Raw genomic sequence first — 16,807 nt, forward strand, 5'->3', positions numbered from 1 at the left:
TCCCGGCCCTGCGCCGCGACCGCCCCGAGGGCCCGGCCCTCACCACGGCCCTCGCCCGGCTCCACACGCACGGCGTACGGGTCGACTGGACCGCGGTGTTCGCCGGCACCGGCGCCCGGCGGACCGACCTGCCGACCTACCCCTTCCAGCGCGAGCGCTACTGGCCCGAGACGCCCGCCGCGACCTCCGCCGCGGAGGGCCCCGCCGACGGGGCGGACGCCGCGTTCTGGTCGGCGGTCGAACGCGCGGACATCGCGTCCCTGGGCACCTCCCTGGACCTGGACGACGACACCCTCACCGCCGTCGTGCCCGCCCTGGCGTCCTGGCGCCGCAAGCGCCGGGAGCGCTCCACCGTCGACGGCTGGCGCTACCGGGTCACCTGGAAGCCCCTGACCGGCTCCTCCCGCCCCGCGACCCCGTCCGGCACCTGGCTGGTGCTCACCCCGGCCGGAACCGCCGACCCGGCATGGCTCGATACGGTCACCGGCGCCCTCGCCACCGACACCGTCCGCCTCGACGTCACCACCCCGCAGCGCGAGGCCCTGGCCGACCGCCTGCGCGAACTGGCCACCGAAGGCGACGGATTCACGGGCGTGCTGTCCCTGCTGGCCGTGGCCGACGAGGACGGGCGCGACGCCCCCGACGCGCCCGCCGGCCTGCTGCTGACGACGGCCGCCGTACAGGCACTGGGCGACGCCGGCATCGAGGCACCCCTGTGGTGCGTGACCCGCACCGCCGTGGCGGTCGGCCGCTCCGAACGGCTCACCCGCCCCACCCAGGCAGCCACCTGGGGCCTCGGCCGGGTGGTCGCCCTGGAGCACCCCGAGCGCTGGGGCGGCCTCGTCGACCTCCCCGACGAGCTCGCCGACACCACCCTGCGCCGACTTGCCACCGTGCTCGCCGCAAGCGACGGCGAGGACCAGCTCGCCGTACGCGCCACGGCGACCTACGCCCGCCGGCTGGCCCACCACCCCGTCGCAGACGCCCCCGCACCCGGCGGGTTCCGGCCCGGCGGCACCGTGCTCGTCACCGGCGGCACCGGCGCCCTGGGCAGCCGCGTTGCCCGCTGGCTCGCCGCACAAGGTGCCCGGCACCTGCTGCTCGTCAGCCGCCGCGGCGCCGACGCGCCGGGAGCCGGGGAGCTGCGGGCCGAACTGGAGGACGGGGGAACCCGCGTCACCCTGGCCGCCTGCGACACCGCCGACCGCGACGCCCTCACCGCCGTACTCGCCGCGATCCCCGGGGAACACCCGCTCACCGCCGTGTTCCACACCGCCGGCACCGTCGACGACGGCACCGTGGACACCCTCACCCCCGAGAAGTTCACCGCCGTCCTGCGTGCCAAGGTCACCACCACCCTCAACCTGCACGAGGTGACCCGGGACCACGGCCTGACCGCCTTCGTCCTCTTCTCCTCCGTCGCCGGCACCCTCGGCGCCCCCGGCCAGGGCAACTACGCCGCCGCCAACGCGTTCCTCGACGCCTTCGCCGAGCACCGCCGCGCGGCGGGCCTGCCCGCGACCTCCCTCGCCTGGGGCCCCTGGGCCGAGGCCGGCATGGCCGCCGACGGACCCGGCGTCGAGAGCCGCGTCCGCCGCGGCGGCTTCACCCCCATGGCACCCGCACTCGCCCTCACGGCGCTGCGCCACGCCATCGAACACGGCGACACGGCCACGACCCTCGCCGACATCGACTGGAAGCGCTACGCGGACACGTTCACCGCGCTCCGCCCCAACCCCTCCGTCAGCGACCTCCCCGAACTGCGCCGGGCCACCACGGCACCCGCCGGAGCCCGGGAGACCGCCCTGCGGGAGCCCGCGCTGGGCCGGCACCTGGCCGGGCTCTCCCCGGCCGCGCGCCCACGGTTCGTCCTCGACCTCCTGCGCGGACAGGTGGCCGCGGTCCTCGGCCACTCCGGCACCGGCGCCATCGGCGCCGACCAGGCATTCAGCGACCTCGGCTTCGACTCGCTGACCATCGTCGAACTGCGCAACGCCCTGACGGCCACGACCGGGCTGAAGCTTCCCGCGACCCTCGTCTACGACTACCCGACCCCGCTCGCCCTCGCCGAGTTCCTGCTCACCGAGCTCCTCGGGGACCTGCCCGAGGACGCCTCCGGCACCCCCGCGCAGGCCGGCCGGGCGGTGTCCGAGGACCCCGTCGTCATCGTCGGCATGAGCTGCCGCTTCCCCGGCGGCGTCGCATCCCCCGAAGACCTCTGGCGACTCCTGAGCCGCGGCGAGGACGCGATCACCGGATTCCCCGCCGACCGGGGCTGGGACCTGGACGAGCTCGCCCGGGGCGCCTCCGCGACCCTCGACGGCGGATTCCTCGACGGCGTCGGCCTCTTCGACGCCCCGTTCTTCGGCATCTCGCCCCGCGAGGCCCTCGCCATGGACCCCCAGCAGCGCCTGCTGCTGGAGACCACCTGGGAGGTCTTCGAGCGCGCCGGGATCGACGCGACCACCCTGCGCGGCAGCCGCACCGGCGTCTTCGTCGGCACCAACGGACAGGACTACGCCACGCTCCTGCGCAAGGGCACCGCCGACGTCCGCGGCCACGTCGCCACCGGCAACACCGCCAGCGTCATGTCCGGCCGGCTCTCCTACGCCCTCGGCCTGGAAGGCCCGGCCGTCACCGTCGACACCGCCTGCTCCTCCTCCCTCGTCGCCCTGCACATGGCCGCGCAGTCCCTGCGCAGCGGCGAGTGCACCCTGGCCCTGGCCGGCGGCGTCTCGGTGATGTCCGGTCCCGACTCCTTCACCGAGTTCACCGTCCAGGGCGGGCTGGCCCCCGACGGCCGCATCAAGGCCTTCGCCGACGCGGCCGACGGCACCAGCTGGTCCGAGGGCGTGGGCGTCCTCGTCCTGGAGCGCCTCTCCGACGCCCGCCGCAACGGCCACGAGATCCTGGCGGTCGTCCGCGGCACCGCTGTCAACCAGGACGGCGCCTCCAACGGCCTGACCGCCCCCAACGGGCGCGCCCAGCAGCGCGTCATCCGCGAGGCACTGGCCGACGCGGGCCTCGCCCCCGCCGACGTCGACGCCGTCGAGGCCCACGGCACCGGCACCACACTCGGCGACCCCGTCGAGGCACACGCCCTCATCGCCGCCTACGGACACGACCGCGAACTCCCGCTGCTGCTCGGCACGGTCAAGTCGAACCTGGGCCACACCCAGGCCGCGGCCGGTGCCGCGGGCATCATCAAGATGGTCATGGCGATGCGCCACGGCACTCTGCCCAGGACCCTGCACGTCGACGCCCCGACCTCGCACGTCGACTGGTCGGACGGCGCGGTCTCGCTCCTCACCGAGGAGCGGGCCTGGCCCGAGACCGGGCACGCCCGGCGGGCCGGGGTCTCCGCCTTCGGCGTCAGCGGCACCAACGCCCACGTCATCATCGAGCAGGCGCCGGAGACGGCGGCCGGGCCCGGGGCGGAAGCGCCCGCCACGGCGCAGGGCGCGGTGCCCTGGCCGGTGTCGGCCAAGTCCGAGGCCGCGCTCGCGGCGCAGATCGAGCGGATCTCCGCGCTGAGCGGCCCGTCCCCCGCCGACGTGGGCTACTCCCTCGCCACCGGCAGGGCGGCGTTCGCCCACCGCGCGGTGCTCCTGGCCGACGGCGGGCGGGTCTCGGAACTCGCGCGCGGCGTCACCCGGGGAGACACCGGGAAGCTCGCGGCGCTGTTCTCGGGCCAGGGCGCGCAGCGCGTCGGCATGGGACGGGAGCTCTACGCCCGCTTCCCGGTGTTCGCCGAGGCCCTCGACACGGTCACGGCCCACTTCGACACCGAGCTGGACCGCCCCTTGCGGGACGTCATGTCCGGTGCCGTCGAGGGGCTGGACGAGACGGGCTTCACGCAGCCGGCGCTGTTCGCGTTCGAGGTCGCGCTGTTCCGCCTCGTGGAGTCGTGGGGGGTCCGCCCCGACCTCGTGGCCGGTCACTCGATCGGTGAGATCGTGGCGGCACACGTGGCGGGGGTGCTCTCCCTGGAGGACGCCTGCCACCTGGTGGCGGCGCGGGCCCGTCTGATGCAGGCACTGCCCGCGGGCGGCGCGATGGTCGCCGTGCAGGCCACGGAGGAGGACGTCACCGCGCGGCCGGCCGACGGCGTGTCGATCGCCGCGGTCAACGGCCCCGAGGCGGTCGTCCTCGCGGGTGACGAGGCGGCGGTGCTGGGCATCGCCGAGGGCTTCGCCGCCGAGGGCCGCAAGACCTCTCGGCTGCCGGTGAGCCACGCCTTCCACTCCGCGCTCATGGAGCCGATGCTGGCGGACTTCCGCCGGGTCGCCGAGGGCCTGTCCTACGAGGCCCCGCGGATCCCGGTCGTCTCCAACGTGACGGGCGAACTCGTCACGGAGGAGCTGGTGTGCTCCGCCGACTACTGGGTCCGGCACGTCCGGGAGACGGTCCGCTTCGCCGACGGCGTCCGCACGCTGGCCGCCGAAGGCGCCTCGGTCTTCCTGGAGCTGGGCCCCGACGGGGTGCTGACGGCGATGGCCCAGCACACCCTGGACGGCACGTCCGTGGCCGTACCGGCTCTCCGTAAGGGCCGGCCCGAGGAAACCGCCCTCCTTACGGCGCTCGCCGGCCTCTACGTCGCCGGTGTCGACGTGGACTGGGCCGGGCTCTTCACCGGCACCGGCGCCCGCCGCACCGACCTGCCGACGTACCCGTTCCAACGCGAGTGGTTCTGGCCGGAGAGCGCCCCCGCGGGAGCCGCGCAGGACGGCCCGCGCGACCCCGCGGACGCCGATTTCTGGGCCGCGGTGGAGCGCGAGGACCTGGCGGCGCTGTCGGCCGACCTGGAGCTGGACGACGCCTCGCTGTCCGCCCTCGTGCCCGCCCTGTCGACCTGGCGCCGCAAGCGCGTCGAGCGCTCGGCCGTCGACGGCTTGCGCTACCACGTGACCTGGAAGCCGCTCACCGGAGCCGCGCCGGGCGCACTCCCCGGACCGTGGCTGGCGCTCGCCCCCGCGGGAAGCGCCGCCGACGAGTGGACCGCCGCCGTGGTCGCGGCCCTCGGCGACGAAGCCGTCACCGTCGAGACCGACGCCGCCGACCGTGCCGCGCTGACCGCCCGCCTCGTCGGACTCGCCGCTGAAGGCGCCCGGTTCGCGGGTGTCGTCTCCCTGCTCGCGTCCCCGGCCGCCGACACCCTCCCCGTGGGCCCGGCCCGGCCCGGCGAGGCGGTGGAGGCACTGGCCGGCGCCGGGATCGACGCCCCGCTGTGGTGCGTCACCCGGGGCGCGGTGTCGGTCGGCCGCTCGGACGCGGAGACGAGCGCCGCCCAGGCGGCGGTGTGGGGGCTCGGCCGTGTGACGGCCCTGGAGCACCCGGACCGCTGGGGCGGGCTCGCCGACGTACCGCACGTGCTCGACCGCCGCTCGGCGGACCGCCTCCGCGCGGTCCTGTCCGGCACGGACGGCGAGGACCAGGTGGCCCTGCGGCCCTCGGGCGCCTTCGGGCGCCGGCTGACGCGCGCCACGGCCGACTCCCCGTCGGCGCCGTGGCAGCCGGCCGGCACGGTCCTGGTCGCCGGCGACCTGGCCGGCTCCGGCGGACACCTGCTCCGCTGGCTCGCCGAGCAGGGCGCCCAGCGCGTCCTGCTGGCCACGGCCACCGCGCCGGACATCACGGACCTGGTCACCGAACTCGCCGAGCTGGGCACGGAGGTGACTCTCGTCCCCTGCTCCCCGGCCGATGGTGAGGCGCTGCTGACCGCGCTCGCCGCGCTTCCCGAGACCCAGCCGCTGACCGCGGTGGTGTACGCCGGTGAGGAGGGAGAGCCCTCCGCCGACGAGCAGGGCGCGGCCCTGGCCGCGCTGTACGCGGGCGCCGAGAACCTGGCGGCCGTGGCCGGCGCGGCGGCCGGCGGGCGGCCCCTGGACGCGTTCGTCCTCTTCTCTTCGATCGCCGGGACGTGGGGCGTCAACGGCAGGGGAGCGGACGCGGCCGCCGGGGCCCTCCTGGACGCCCTGGCCCTGCGCTACCGCGCCCGCGGACTGCGCGCCCTGTCGGTCTCCTGGGGCGCCTGGGCGGACACCGGCCCCGACGGCCTGGCCGCGCACCTGCGGGCCAGCGGACTGCCCGCGATGGACCCCCGGCGGGCCCTGACCGCCCTCGCCCGGTCCGTCGGCACCGACGCCGCCTCGGTGACGGTCGCCGACGTACGGTGGGACCGGTTCGCGCCGGCCTTCGCCCGCACCCGGCCCGGCGCCCTCTTCACGGACCTGCCCGAGGCCCGCGAGGCCCTGGCGGCCCCCGCCGAGCCCGGCGCGGCGGGACCCGCGTCCGGCCTCCGGGCCGAACTCGCGGCCCGCCCGGCCGCGGAGCGGACCGAGGCGCTGCTGGCCGTGGTGCGCGGCGAGGCGGCCTCGGTGCTCGGCTTCGCCGACGCCGGCGCGGTCCCCTCCGGACAGGCCTTCAAGGACCTCGGCTTCGACTCGCTGACCGCCGTCGACCTGCGCAACCAGCTCGCCACCGCGACGGGCCTGGCCCTGCCCGCCACCCTCGTCTTCGACTACCCGACCGCCGAGGCGCTGGCCGGCCACCTGCTGGCCGAACTCCTCGGCGAGGGCGGCGAAGAGCTGCCCGGGACGGACGCCCCGGGGGTGCGCGCCGCCGCGGCCGACGACCCGGTCGTGATCGTCGGCATGAGCTGCCGCTACCCGGGCGGGGTCCGCTCGCCCGAGGACCTGTGGAACCTGGTCCTGGGGGGCGTGGACGCCATCGGCGGCTTCCCCGCCGACCGGGGCTGGGACCTGGACCGGCTGCTGCACGGTGACCGGGACGGCCGGGGCCGGACCGTCGCCCGCGAAGGCGGGTTCCTCTACGACGTGGCGGACTTCGACCCCGGCTTCTTCGGGATCTCACCGCGCGAGGCGATGGTGATGGACCCGCAGCAGCGCATCCTGCTGGAAGCCGCCTGGGAGGCGCTGGAGCACACCGGCATCGACCCGGCGGAGCTGCGCGGCGGCGACACGGGCGTGTTCATCGGCGGCGGCTCGGGCGACTACCGGCCCGAAGCCGGCCAGCTGGGCCACGCGCAGACCGCGCAGTCGGCCAGCCTGCTCTCCGGCCGGGTGTCCTACAGCTTCGGTCTGGAGGGCCCGTCCGTCAGCGTCGACACGGCGTGCTCGTCGTCGCTGGTGGCGGTCCACCTCGCCGCTCAGGCCCTGCGCAACGGCGAGTGCTCGATCGCGCTCACCGGCGGCGTGACCGTGATGTCCAGCCCGGTGAACTTCATCGAGTTCGGGGAGCTGGGAGCCCTCTCGGCGGACGGCCGCTGCCGTGCCTTCTCCTCCTCGGCCGGCGGCACCGGCTGGTCCGAGGGCGTCGGCGTCCTCGTCCTGGAGCGGCTCTCGGACGCCCGGCGCAACGGGCACGAGGTCCTCGCGGTCCTGCGCGGTTCGGCCGTCAACCAGGACGGCGCCTCCAACGGGCTCACCGCCCCCAACGGCCCCTCGCAGCGCCGTGTCATCCGCCGGGCCCTGGCCGACGCCGGGCTGGCACCGGCCGACGTGGACGCCGTGGAGGCGCACGGCACGGGCACCACGCTGGGTGACCCCATCGAGGCGCAGGCCCTGCTCGCCACCTACGGCAAGGACCGCGAACAGCCGCTGCTGCTGGGGTCGGTGAAGTCCAACATCGGTCACACCCAGGCCGCCGCCGGCGTCGCGGGCGTGATCAAGATGGTCATGGCGATGCGCCACGGCGTCCTGCCCAGGACGCTGCACGTCGACGAGCCCTCGACGCACGTCGACTGGACCGCCGGTGCGGTCGAGCTGCTGACCGAAGCGGCCGACTGGCCGGAGACGGGCCGCCCGCGCCGGGCGGGCATCTCGGCCTTCGGAGCCAGCGGCACCAACTCCCACGTCATCATCGAGCAGCCCGCACCGGCCGCCGGACCCGAGCCCGGGCCCGCGGAGGAGCCCGGCCTGCTGCCCGTGCCCGTGTCGGCCACCGTGCCGGAAGCCCTGCGGGACCAGGCCAGGCAGCTGCACGCCTATGTGAGCGCGCGGCCCGGACTCACCCCCGCCGCCCTCGCACAGGCCCTGGCCACGACCCGGTCGGCCTTCGCGCACCGGGCCGCCGTCCTCGCCGGCGGCCGCGACGACCTGCTCCAGGGCCTGACCGCGCTCGCCGACGGCATCGCCTCGCCACGGGTCGTCCAGGGCGCCGCCCCGGCCCGCCGCGGCAAGCTGGCGGTGCTCTTCTCCGGCCAGGGCTCGCAGCGCGTCGGCACGGGCCGCGAGCTCCACGCCCGCTTCCCGGTCTTCGCCGACGCCCTCGACGCGGTGACCGCGCACCTGGACGCCGATCTCGAACGGCCCCTGCGGGACGTCATGTTCGACGACGCCGAGCGGCTGGACCGCACCGGCTACACCCAGCCCGCGCTGTTCGCCCTCGAAGTGGCGCTGTTCCGGCTGGTGGAGTCCTGGGGCATCCGCCCCGACTTCGTCGCCGGGCACTCCGTCGGCGAGATCGCGGCGGCACACTTGGCCGGGGTGTTCTCCCTTGAGGACGCCTGCCGCCTGGTGGCCGCGCGGGCCAGGCTGATGAACGCCCTCCCCCAGGGCGGCGCCATGGTCGCCGTCCGGGCCACCGAGAGCGAGGTGACTGCGCACCTGACCGACGGCGTGTCGGTCGCCGCGGTCAACGGACCGGAGTCGGTGGTCCTCTCCGGAGACGAGGACGCGGTGCTCGCCATCGCGGAAAAGTTCACGGCCGACGGGCGCAAGACCAGGCGTTTGCGAGTGAGCCATGCATTTCACTCCCCGCACATGGACGCCATGCTCGAGGACTTCCGACGGGTCGCCCGGAGCGTCACCTACGGCGCCCCGGCAATCCCGCTCGTGTCCAACCTGACCGGCGGGGCGGCGACCGAGGAGCAGGTGTCCTCCCCGGACTACTGGGTGCGCCACGTCCGCGAGACCGTCCGCTTCGGCGACGGCGTCCGCACCCTCGCCGAGCGCGGAGCCTCCGTCTTCCTGGAACTCGGCCCCGACGGCTCGCTGTGCGCCATGGCCCAGGACACCCTCGACGCCCTGGCCTCGACGGCAGCGGCCGTACCGGCCCTGCGCAAGGGCCGCGACGAGGAGGAATCCCTGCTCACCGCGCTCGCCCGGCTGCACGTCGACGGCCTCGACCCGGCCTGGCCCGCGCTGCTCGGCCCGGCCCGGCCCCGCCGCACCGACCTGCCCACCTACCCCTTCCAGCACCAGCGGTTCTGGCCGCGGCCGCAGCCGGCCACCGGCCCCGGAGCGCCCGGCGGCGAGGACGACGGCTTCTGGTGCGCCGTCCGGGACGAGGACTTCGCCTCGCTCGAATCGACGCTGAACGTCGACGGCGACGCCCTGTCCAAGGTGCTCCCCGCCCTCGCGGACTGGCGACGCCGGCGCGGCGAGGTGAACACCGTCGACGGCTGGCGGCAGCGGATCACCTGGGAGCCGCTCGCCCCCGCCACCGCCCACACCCCGGTGGGCACCTGGCTCGCCGTGATCCCGGCGGGCCACGCCGACGACCCCTGGGCCGCCGACGTCGTCACCGCCCTGGGCCCGGACACCGTGCGCTTGGAGACCCCCGGCACCGACCGCACCGCCCTGGCCGGCCTGCTGCGCCGACAGGCGGCCGGCGGGCCCGGGTTCACCGGCGTGGTCTCCCTGCTCGCCCTCGCGACGGCGCCCGCCTCCGCAGCGGACGCCCCCGAGGGCCTGGCACTCACCACCACCCTGATCCAGGCACTCGGCGACGCGGACATCGACGCACCCCTGTGGTGCGTCACCCGCGGCGCCGTCGCGGCCGCGCCGTCCGAGCCGGTGCCCGCCCCCGCTCAGGCCGCCGTGTGGGGGCTGGGGCGCGTCGCCGCCCTGGAGTACCCGCGGCGCTGGGGTGGCCTGATCGACCTGCCCGACCCCCTCGACGAGCGGTCCGCGGCCCGCTTCGCCGAAGCCCTCGCGGCCCCCGGCGGCGAGGACCAGATCGCGGTACGGCCTTCGGCGGTCCTCGGCCGCAGGCTGGTGCCCGTGCCGGCCGGACGGACCGCGCGGGAGTGGAACCCCACCGGCACCGTCCTGATCACCGGCGGCACCGGAGCGCTGGGCGCCCACGTGGCACGCGAACTCGCCCGGGCGGGCGCGCGGCACCTGCTGCTGCTGGGCCGCCGTGGCCCGGACGCACCCGGCGCGGCCGGGCTGCGGGACGAACTCACCGCACTCGGCGCGGACGTCACCCTCGCCGCCTGCGACGCCGCCGACCGCGAGGCGCTTGCCGCGGTCCTCGCGGACATCCCGGCGGACGCGCCCCTCACGGGCGTGGTCCACACCGCGGGCGTCCTCGACGACGGCGTCCTGGACAGCCTCACCCCCGACCGCTTCGAGGCCGTCTTCCGCGCCAAGGCCGCCTCGGCCCTGGCCCTGCACGACCTCACCCGGGACCTGGACCTGGAGGTGTTCGCCCTGTTCTCCTCCTCGTCCTCCGCGGTCGGCAACCCCGGCCAGGCCAACTACGCCGCGGCCAACGCCTTCCTGGACGCCCTCGCCGAACAGCGCGGCGCGCAGGGCCTGGCCGCGACCTCGATCGCCTGGGGCCCCTGGAGCGGCGGCGGCATGGCCGCCGACGGCCGGGCGGCCGCCGCGGCCCGGCGCACCGGGATCCGGCCGCTGGACCCCGCCCTCGCCGTCACGGCACTGCGCCGGGCCGTCATGGACGGCCGGCCCACCGAGGTCGTCGTCGAGGTCGAACGCGACAGGTTCGTACGGAACTTCACCGCCGTGCGGCCCAGCCCGCTCCTCGCGGAGCTGACCGCGCCCGCCGAGCACCGCCCGGCCGGGAACACCGGCGAGGAGGCCACGGGCACCGCCCTGCGCGACAAGCTGACGGGCCTGTCGCCCGCACAGCGCTCCGCAGCCGTACTGGACCTGGTGCGCGACCGGGCCGCCGCCGTCCTGGGCCACCCCACCGCCGACGCCGTCGGCGCCGACCGGGCCTTCCGCGACCTCGGCTTCGACTCCCTCGCCGCGGTCGAGCTGCGCAACCAGCTCGGTGCCGCGACCGGACTGGGTCTCGCCGCCACCCTCGTCTTCGACCACCCGACCCCCGTCGACCTGGCCGGCCACATCCTCGGCCTGCTCGTCCCCGACGACGGGCCCGGCGAAGCGGCCGGCGGGACCGACCTCGACCAGTCCGGCATCAGGGCCCTGCTCGCCTCCGTCTCCATGGCCCAGCTGCGAGAGATCGGCGTGCTCGACCCCTTGCTGAAGCTCGCCGCGCAGACCGCCGGGGCGGGCGGCGACGCCACCGCGCGGACGGCGGCGGACGCCTATGACGAGTCGGTCGACGCCATGGATGTCGACGACCTGGTGCGGGCGGCACTGGACGGCAATGCCCACCACGAGCGCGACTGACGGAGCGGAAAGAGCGAAACATGACCACACCCAGTGAAAAAGTAGTCGAAGCTCTCCGCGCCTCCCTGAAGGAAGCCGAGCACCTGCGCCGGCAGAACCACAAGCTCGTCGCCGCGGCCACGGAGCCGATAGCGATCGTGGCGATGGGCTGCCGGTACCCCGGAGGCGTGAACTCGCCCGAGGACCTGTGGGAGCTGCTGGCCGCCGGCAAGGACGCGATCTCCGGCTTCCCCACCGACCGCGGCTGGGACCTCGCCGCCCTGCGGGAGGCCGGGACCGACCAGCGCGGCAACACCGTCAGCCAGGAAGGCGGCTTCCTCGACAGCGCGGCCGGCTTCGACGCGGGATTCTTCGGGATCTCGCCGCGCGAGGCCGTCACCATGGACCCCCAGCAGCGGCTGCTGCTGGAGACCTCCTGGGAGGCGATCGAGCGCGCCGGCATCGACCCGGTATCCCTGCGCGGCAGCGGCACCGGCGTCTTCGTCGGAACGAACGGACAGGACTACGCCTACCTGCTCGTGCGCTCCCTCGCCGACGCCACCGGCGACATCGGCACCGGCATCGCCGCCAGTGCCCTCTCCGGACGGCTCTCCTACACCCTGGGCCTGGAGGGCCCGGCGGTGACCGTCGACACGGCCTGCTCCTCCTCGCTCGTAGCCCTGCACACGGCGGCCCACGCCCTCCGCGCCGGCGAGTGCTCGCTGGCGCTGGTCGGCGGAGTGAACGTCATGTCGTCCCCCGGATCCCTGATCGAGTTCAGCCGACAGGGCGGGCTCGCGCCGGACGGCCGCTGCAAGGCCTACTCCGACGCGGCCGACGGCACCGGCTGGTCCGAGGGCGTGGGTGTCCTCGTCGTCGAACGGCTCTCCGACGCCCGCCGCGACGGGCACCCCGTCCTCGCCCTGGTGAAGGGCTCGGCGGTCAACCAGGACGGCTCCTCCAACGGCTTCACCGCCCCCAGCGGGCGTGCCCAGCAGCGGGTGATCCGCCAGGCCCTGGCCGCCGCGGGGCTCTCCGCGCAGGACGTGGACGCCGTCGAGGGCCACGGCACCGGCACCCCGCTCGGCGACCCGATCGAGGCCCGGGCCCTGCTCGCGACCTACGGGCAGGGACGCGACCCCGGACGGCCCCTGCTGCTCGGGACGGTGAAGTCCAACATCGGCCACGCCCAGGCGGCGGCCGGCGTCGCGGGCGTCATCAAGGCCGTCATGGCGATGCGGCACGGAGTGCTGCCCGGCACCCTGCACGTGGACGCGCCGTCCTCGCACGTCGACTGGTCGGCCGGCGCGGTGGAGCTGCTGACGGGCCCGCGGGCGTGGCCGGACGCCGACCGGCCCCGGCGCGCCGGGGTGTCGTCCTTCGGGATCAGCGGCACCAACGCCCACGTGATCCTGGAGCAGGCGGAGCCCGCAGAGGAGCCGGCCGGGGCCCCCGCGGCCCCGCCCGGCGTCGTGCCGTGGGTCGTCTCGGCGAAGTCCGAGGAGGCCCTGACGGCCCAGATCGAGCGCCTCCCGGCGCAGGCCGCGTCGCAGGCGCCGGCCGACGTGGGCTTCTCGCTGGCCACGGGACGCTCGGTGTTCGAACACCGCGCCGTGCTGCTCGCCGGCGGCCCCGACGGCGGACCGACCGAGGCGGCCCGGGGACGTGCGAGCACGGGACGTTCGCTCGCGGTGCTGTTTTCCGGGCAGGGTGCGCAGCGGGTGGGGATGGGCCGGGAGTTGTACGGTCGTTTTCCGGTGTTCGCGGAGGCGTTGGATGCGGTGCTGGGGCATTTAGGGGGTGATGTGCGTGAGGTGATGTTCGGTGATGCGGAGCGGTTGAACGGGACGGGGTTTACTCAGCCTGCTTTGTTTGCTGTTGAGGTGGCGTTGTTCCGGTTGGTGGAGTCGTGGGGTGTGCGTCCGGACTTTGTCGCGGGGCATTCGATTGGTGAGGTTGCCGCGGCGTATGTGGCGGGGGTGTTCTCGTTGGAGGATGCCTGTCGTCTTGTCGGTGCGCGGGCGCGGTTGATGGGCGCGCTTCCTGCGGGTGGTGCGATGGTTGCTGTTCAGGCCGGGGAGGGGGAGGTCGCCGGGCGGCTGGTGGAGGGGGTTTCGATTGCGGCGGTCAATGGGCCGGAGTCGGTGGTCATTGCCGGTGATGAGGCCGACGTGCTGCGTATTGCGGAGAGGTTCGGCGCCGAGGGTCGTAAGACGCAGCGTCTTGCGGTGAGTCATGCTTTCCATTCGGCGTTGATGGATCCGATGCTGGAGGAACTCCGCCGGGTCGTCGAGGGTATTTCGTTCCGGCCTCCGCGGATTCCCCTGGTGTCGAATGTGACGGGCGAGCTCGCTGATGACGGGCTGGTGTGTTCGGCGGAGTACTGGGTGCGGCATGTGCGGGAGACCGTGCGTTTCGCCGACGGTATTCGTGCTCTGGCCTCCGAAGGTGTTTCGGCCTTTCTGGAGCTGGGTCCGGACGGTGTGCTGACGGCGATGGCCCAGCACAGCCTGGACGACGGCCCGGTGGCGGTGGCCGCGCTGCGCAAGGACCGGCCCGAGACGGCCGCCCTGCTCACCGCCCTCGCACAACTCCATGTCACGGGTGTCGAAGTGGACTGGGCCGCGTGGTTCGCCGGTACCGGCGCCCGCCGCGTGGACATCCCCACTTACGCCTTCCAGCACGAGCGGTACTGGCCGAAGCCGGCGACCCCGGCGGGCGATGTGGCCGCCGTGGGCCTGATGCCCGCGGAGCACCCGCTGCTGGGCGCGGCGGTGTCGCCTGCCGGCTCCGGCGGAATGCTGTTCACGAGCAGACTGTCGGCGCAGACGCACCCCTGGCTGCTCGACCACGTGGTGGACGGCATGCCCGTCTTCCCCGCCGCCGGATTCCTCGAACTGGCCATCCGCGTGGGCGACCAGGTCGGCTGCGACCGGGTCGACGAGCTCACCTTCGGCGAGCCCCTCGTGCTGCCCGAGGAAGGCGCCGTGCTCCTCCAGGTGTGGGCCGGTGCCCCCGACGCGGCGGGCGCGCGCAAGGTGAGCGTCCACTCGCAGATCGCCGACTCCGCGGACCAAACGTGGACGGAACACGCCAGTGGTGTCCTGAACTCCGGTGAGAGGACAGCCGAGTTCGACACATCCGTATGGCCGCCGAGCGGAGCCGTGGCCGTGGACCCGGAGGATCTCGCCGAGGGCACCGGGCACGGCCCGGTGTTCCGGACCCTGCGCGCGGCCTGGACCCGCGGTGCCGAGACGTTCGCCGAGGCGGCGCTCCCGGGCCGGGCGGACGACGCCGGGGCCTTCGGGCTGCACCCCGCGCTGCTGGAGGCGGTCACGCAGGCGGCCGGGCCCGCCGGGGACCTCGCGCAGGCGTCGTGGGCCGGCGTCTCACTGCATGCCAGTGGCGCTCCGGCGGTGCGGATACGCGTCACGAAGACCGGCGATGACGCGTTCTCCGTCGCCGTGGCGGACATCGCGGGCGCGCCCGTCCTGTCGGCGGACTCGCTGGTCCTCGGCGCCCGGACGGCCGTCTCCGCACGCCGCGACGGAGCGGAGCGGGGCACGCTGCTGCGCCTGGAGTGGGTGGCGGCCCCCGAGGGGCGGCCTGATTCCGGCGAGGTCCGGAGCGCCACGCTCGGCGTGGACGGGCCGGCGTCTCTGACGGATGTCCCGGACCTGGTCGTGGTCCCGGTGTCGGGTGCGGGCGACGACGTCCCGGGCGCGGTGCACGAGCTGACGGCGCGCGTCCTGGAGCTGATTCAGGAGTGGCTCGCGGGGGAGCGGTTCGCCGACTCGCGGCTGGTGTTCGTGACGAACGGAGCGGTGTCCGGCGGCGATCCGGCCGGCGCCGCGGTGTGGGGTCTGGTGGGGTCGGCACAGTCGGAGCACCCGGACCGGTTCGTTCTGGTGGACGCCGAGGACGGGGACGTCCCGGCCCTTCTGCCGGCCCTGCCGGGCCTGCTGGCCTCGGGCGACGCCCAGTTCGCCGTGCGCGACGGCGCCGTGTGCGTGGCCAGGCTGGCCCGGCTGAACGAGCGGGCCGACGCGCGGGCCGCCGCCCCCGAGTGGAACGCGGACGGCACGGTCCTGATCACGGGCGGTACGGGTGGCCTGGGCGGAGTGCTGGCCCGGCATCTGGTGGCCGAGCGCGGCGTGCGGCACCTGACGCTGGTGAGCCGCCGGGGTACAGCGGCCCCGGGCGCGGCGGAACTGCGCGCCGAGCTGACCGCCCTCGGCGCCGATGTGGTGGTCGAGGCGTGCGACGTCGCCGACCGCGCCGCGGCCGCGCGGCTGCTGGCCGCCCTGGAGCGCCCGCCGGCCGCGGTCATCCACACGGCCGGTGTGCTGGACGACGGCGTGGTCACGTCGCTGACCGCCGAGCGGCTGTCGGGCGTGCTGCGGCCGAAGGTCGACGCCGCCTGGCACCTGCACGAGCTCACCCGGGAGACGGACCTCGGCGCGTTCGTCGTCTTCTCGTCGGCCTCGGGCGTCATGGGCGGCGCGGGCCAGGGCAACTACGCCGCCGGCAACGTCTTCCTCGACGCGCTCGCCCGGCACCGGGCGGCGCTGGGCCTGCCCGCGCAGTCGCTGGCCTGGGGAGCGTGGGCGCAGGCCGACGGCATGACGGGCACCCTGTCCGAGGCGGACACGCGGCGCATCGCGGCGTCCGGCGTGCCGCCGCTGTCGGTCGAGCAGGGCCTGGCGCTGTTCGACGCCGCCACCGCGTCGGACGAGGCGTACGTCGTCCCGATCGGCCCGGTCGCCCCGGGCAGCCGGGCCCGCGGCGAGGTACCGCCGCTGCTGCGGGGCCTCGTCAAGGGCGTTCGCCGCACGGCCGCGAGCTCCGCGGGCGGTGCCGAAGCGGTCGCGACGCTCGGCCGCCGGCTGCGGGAGGCGCGGCCCGACGAGCGCGTGCGCCTCGTCGTGGATCTGGTGGGGGCGGAGGCGGCCGCTGTGCTGGGGCACGCGTCGGCGAAGGCCGTCGACGCGCGGAAGGAGTTCCGGGACCTGGGGTTCGACTCGCTGACCGCCGTCGAGCTGCGCAACCGGCTGAGCGCGGTCACGGGTCTGCGGCTGTCCGCGACCCTCGTCTTCGACTACCCCAACCCCACCGCACTCGCCGAACACCTTTTCTCGCAGCTCGTGGACGAGGCCCCGGCCGACGCGGGCCCCGCACTCCTCGCGGAACTCGAACGGATCGACTCCGTGCTCGCCGCCGGCGAGCCGGATGACCGCACCCGGGCCGCCGTCTCCAGCCGTCTGTTCCAGATGCTGGAGAAGTGGCGGGGGACCGAAGCGGCGGATGCCGGCACCGAAGTCGCCGAGCGGATCGAAGCCGCCGGCACCGATGAGATCTTCGCCTTCATCGACAACGAGCTCGGCCGTCACAGCGATCGCTGAATCCGGCCTCCACATTCACAG

At 75.4% G+C, this 16,807-nt stretch carries 2 protein-coding genes (1 of these 2 only partly in view); both read left to right on the forward strand.

Annotated elements, in window-relative coordinates; translation table 11 throughout:
* Nucleotides 1-11,405 carry the final stretch of a type I polyketide synthase gene (locus ABZ951_RS02535; protein WP_361278625.1) on the forward strand. The gene continues 17,086 nt to the left of window position 1, outside the view, so 11,405 of the gene's 28,491 nt are visible here — the last part of the coding sequence; the start codon falls outside the window, past its left edge; the stop codon is at nucleotides 11,403-11,405.
* A 20-nt stretch (nucleotides 11,406-11,425) separates the two neighbouring features.
* Nucleotides 11,426-16,786: a type I polyketide synthase gene (locus ABZ951_RS02540; protein WP_344084465.1), complete on the forward strand. Its 5,361-nt coding sequence runs from the start codon at nucleotides 11,426-11,428 to the stop codon at nucleotides 16,784-16,786.
* The last annotated feature ends 21 nt before the right edge of the window (nucleotides 16,787-16,807 follow it).

Origin of the sequence: Streptomyces sp. NPDC046215 (assembly GCF_040646215.1) — a bacterium.
In the GTDB taxonomy this organism is placed as follows: domain Bacteria; phylum Actinomycetota; class Actinomycetes; order Streptomycetales; family Streptomycetaceae; genus Streptomyces; species Streptomyces stramineus.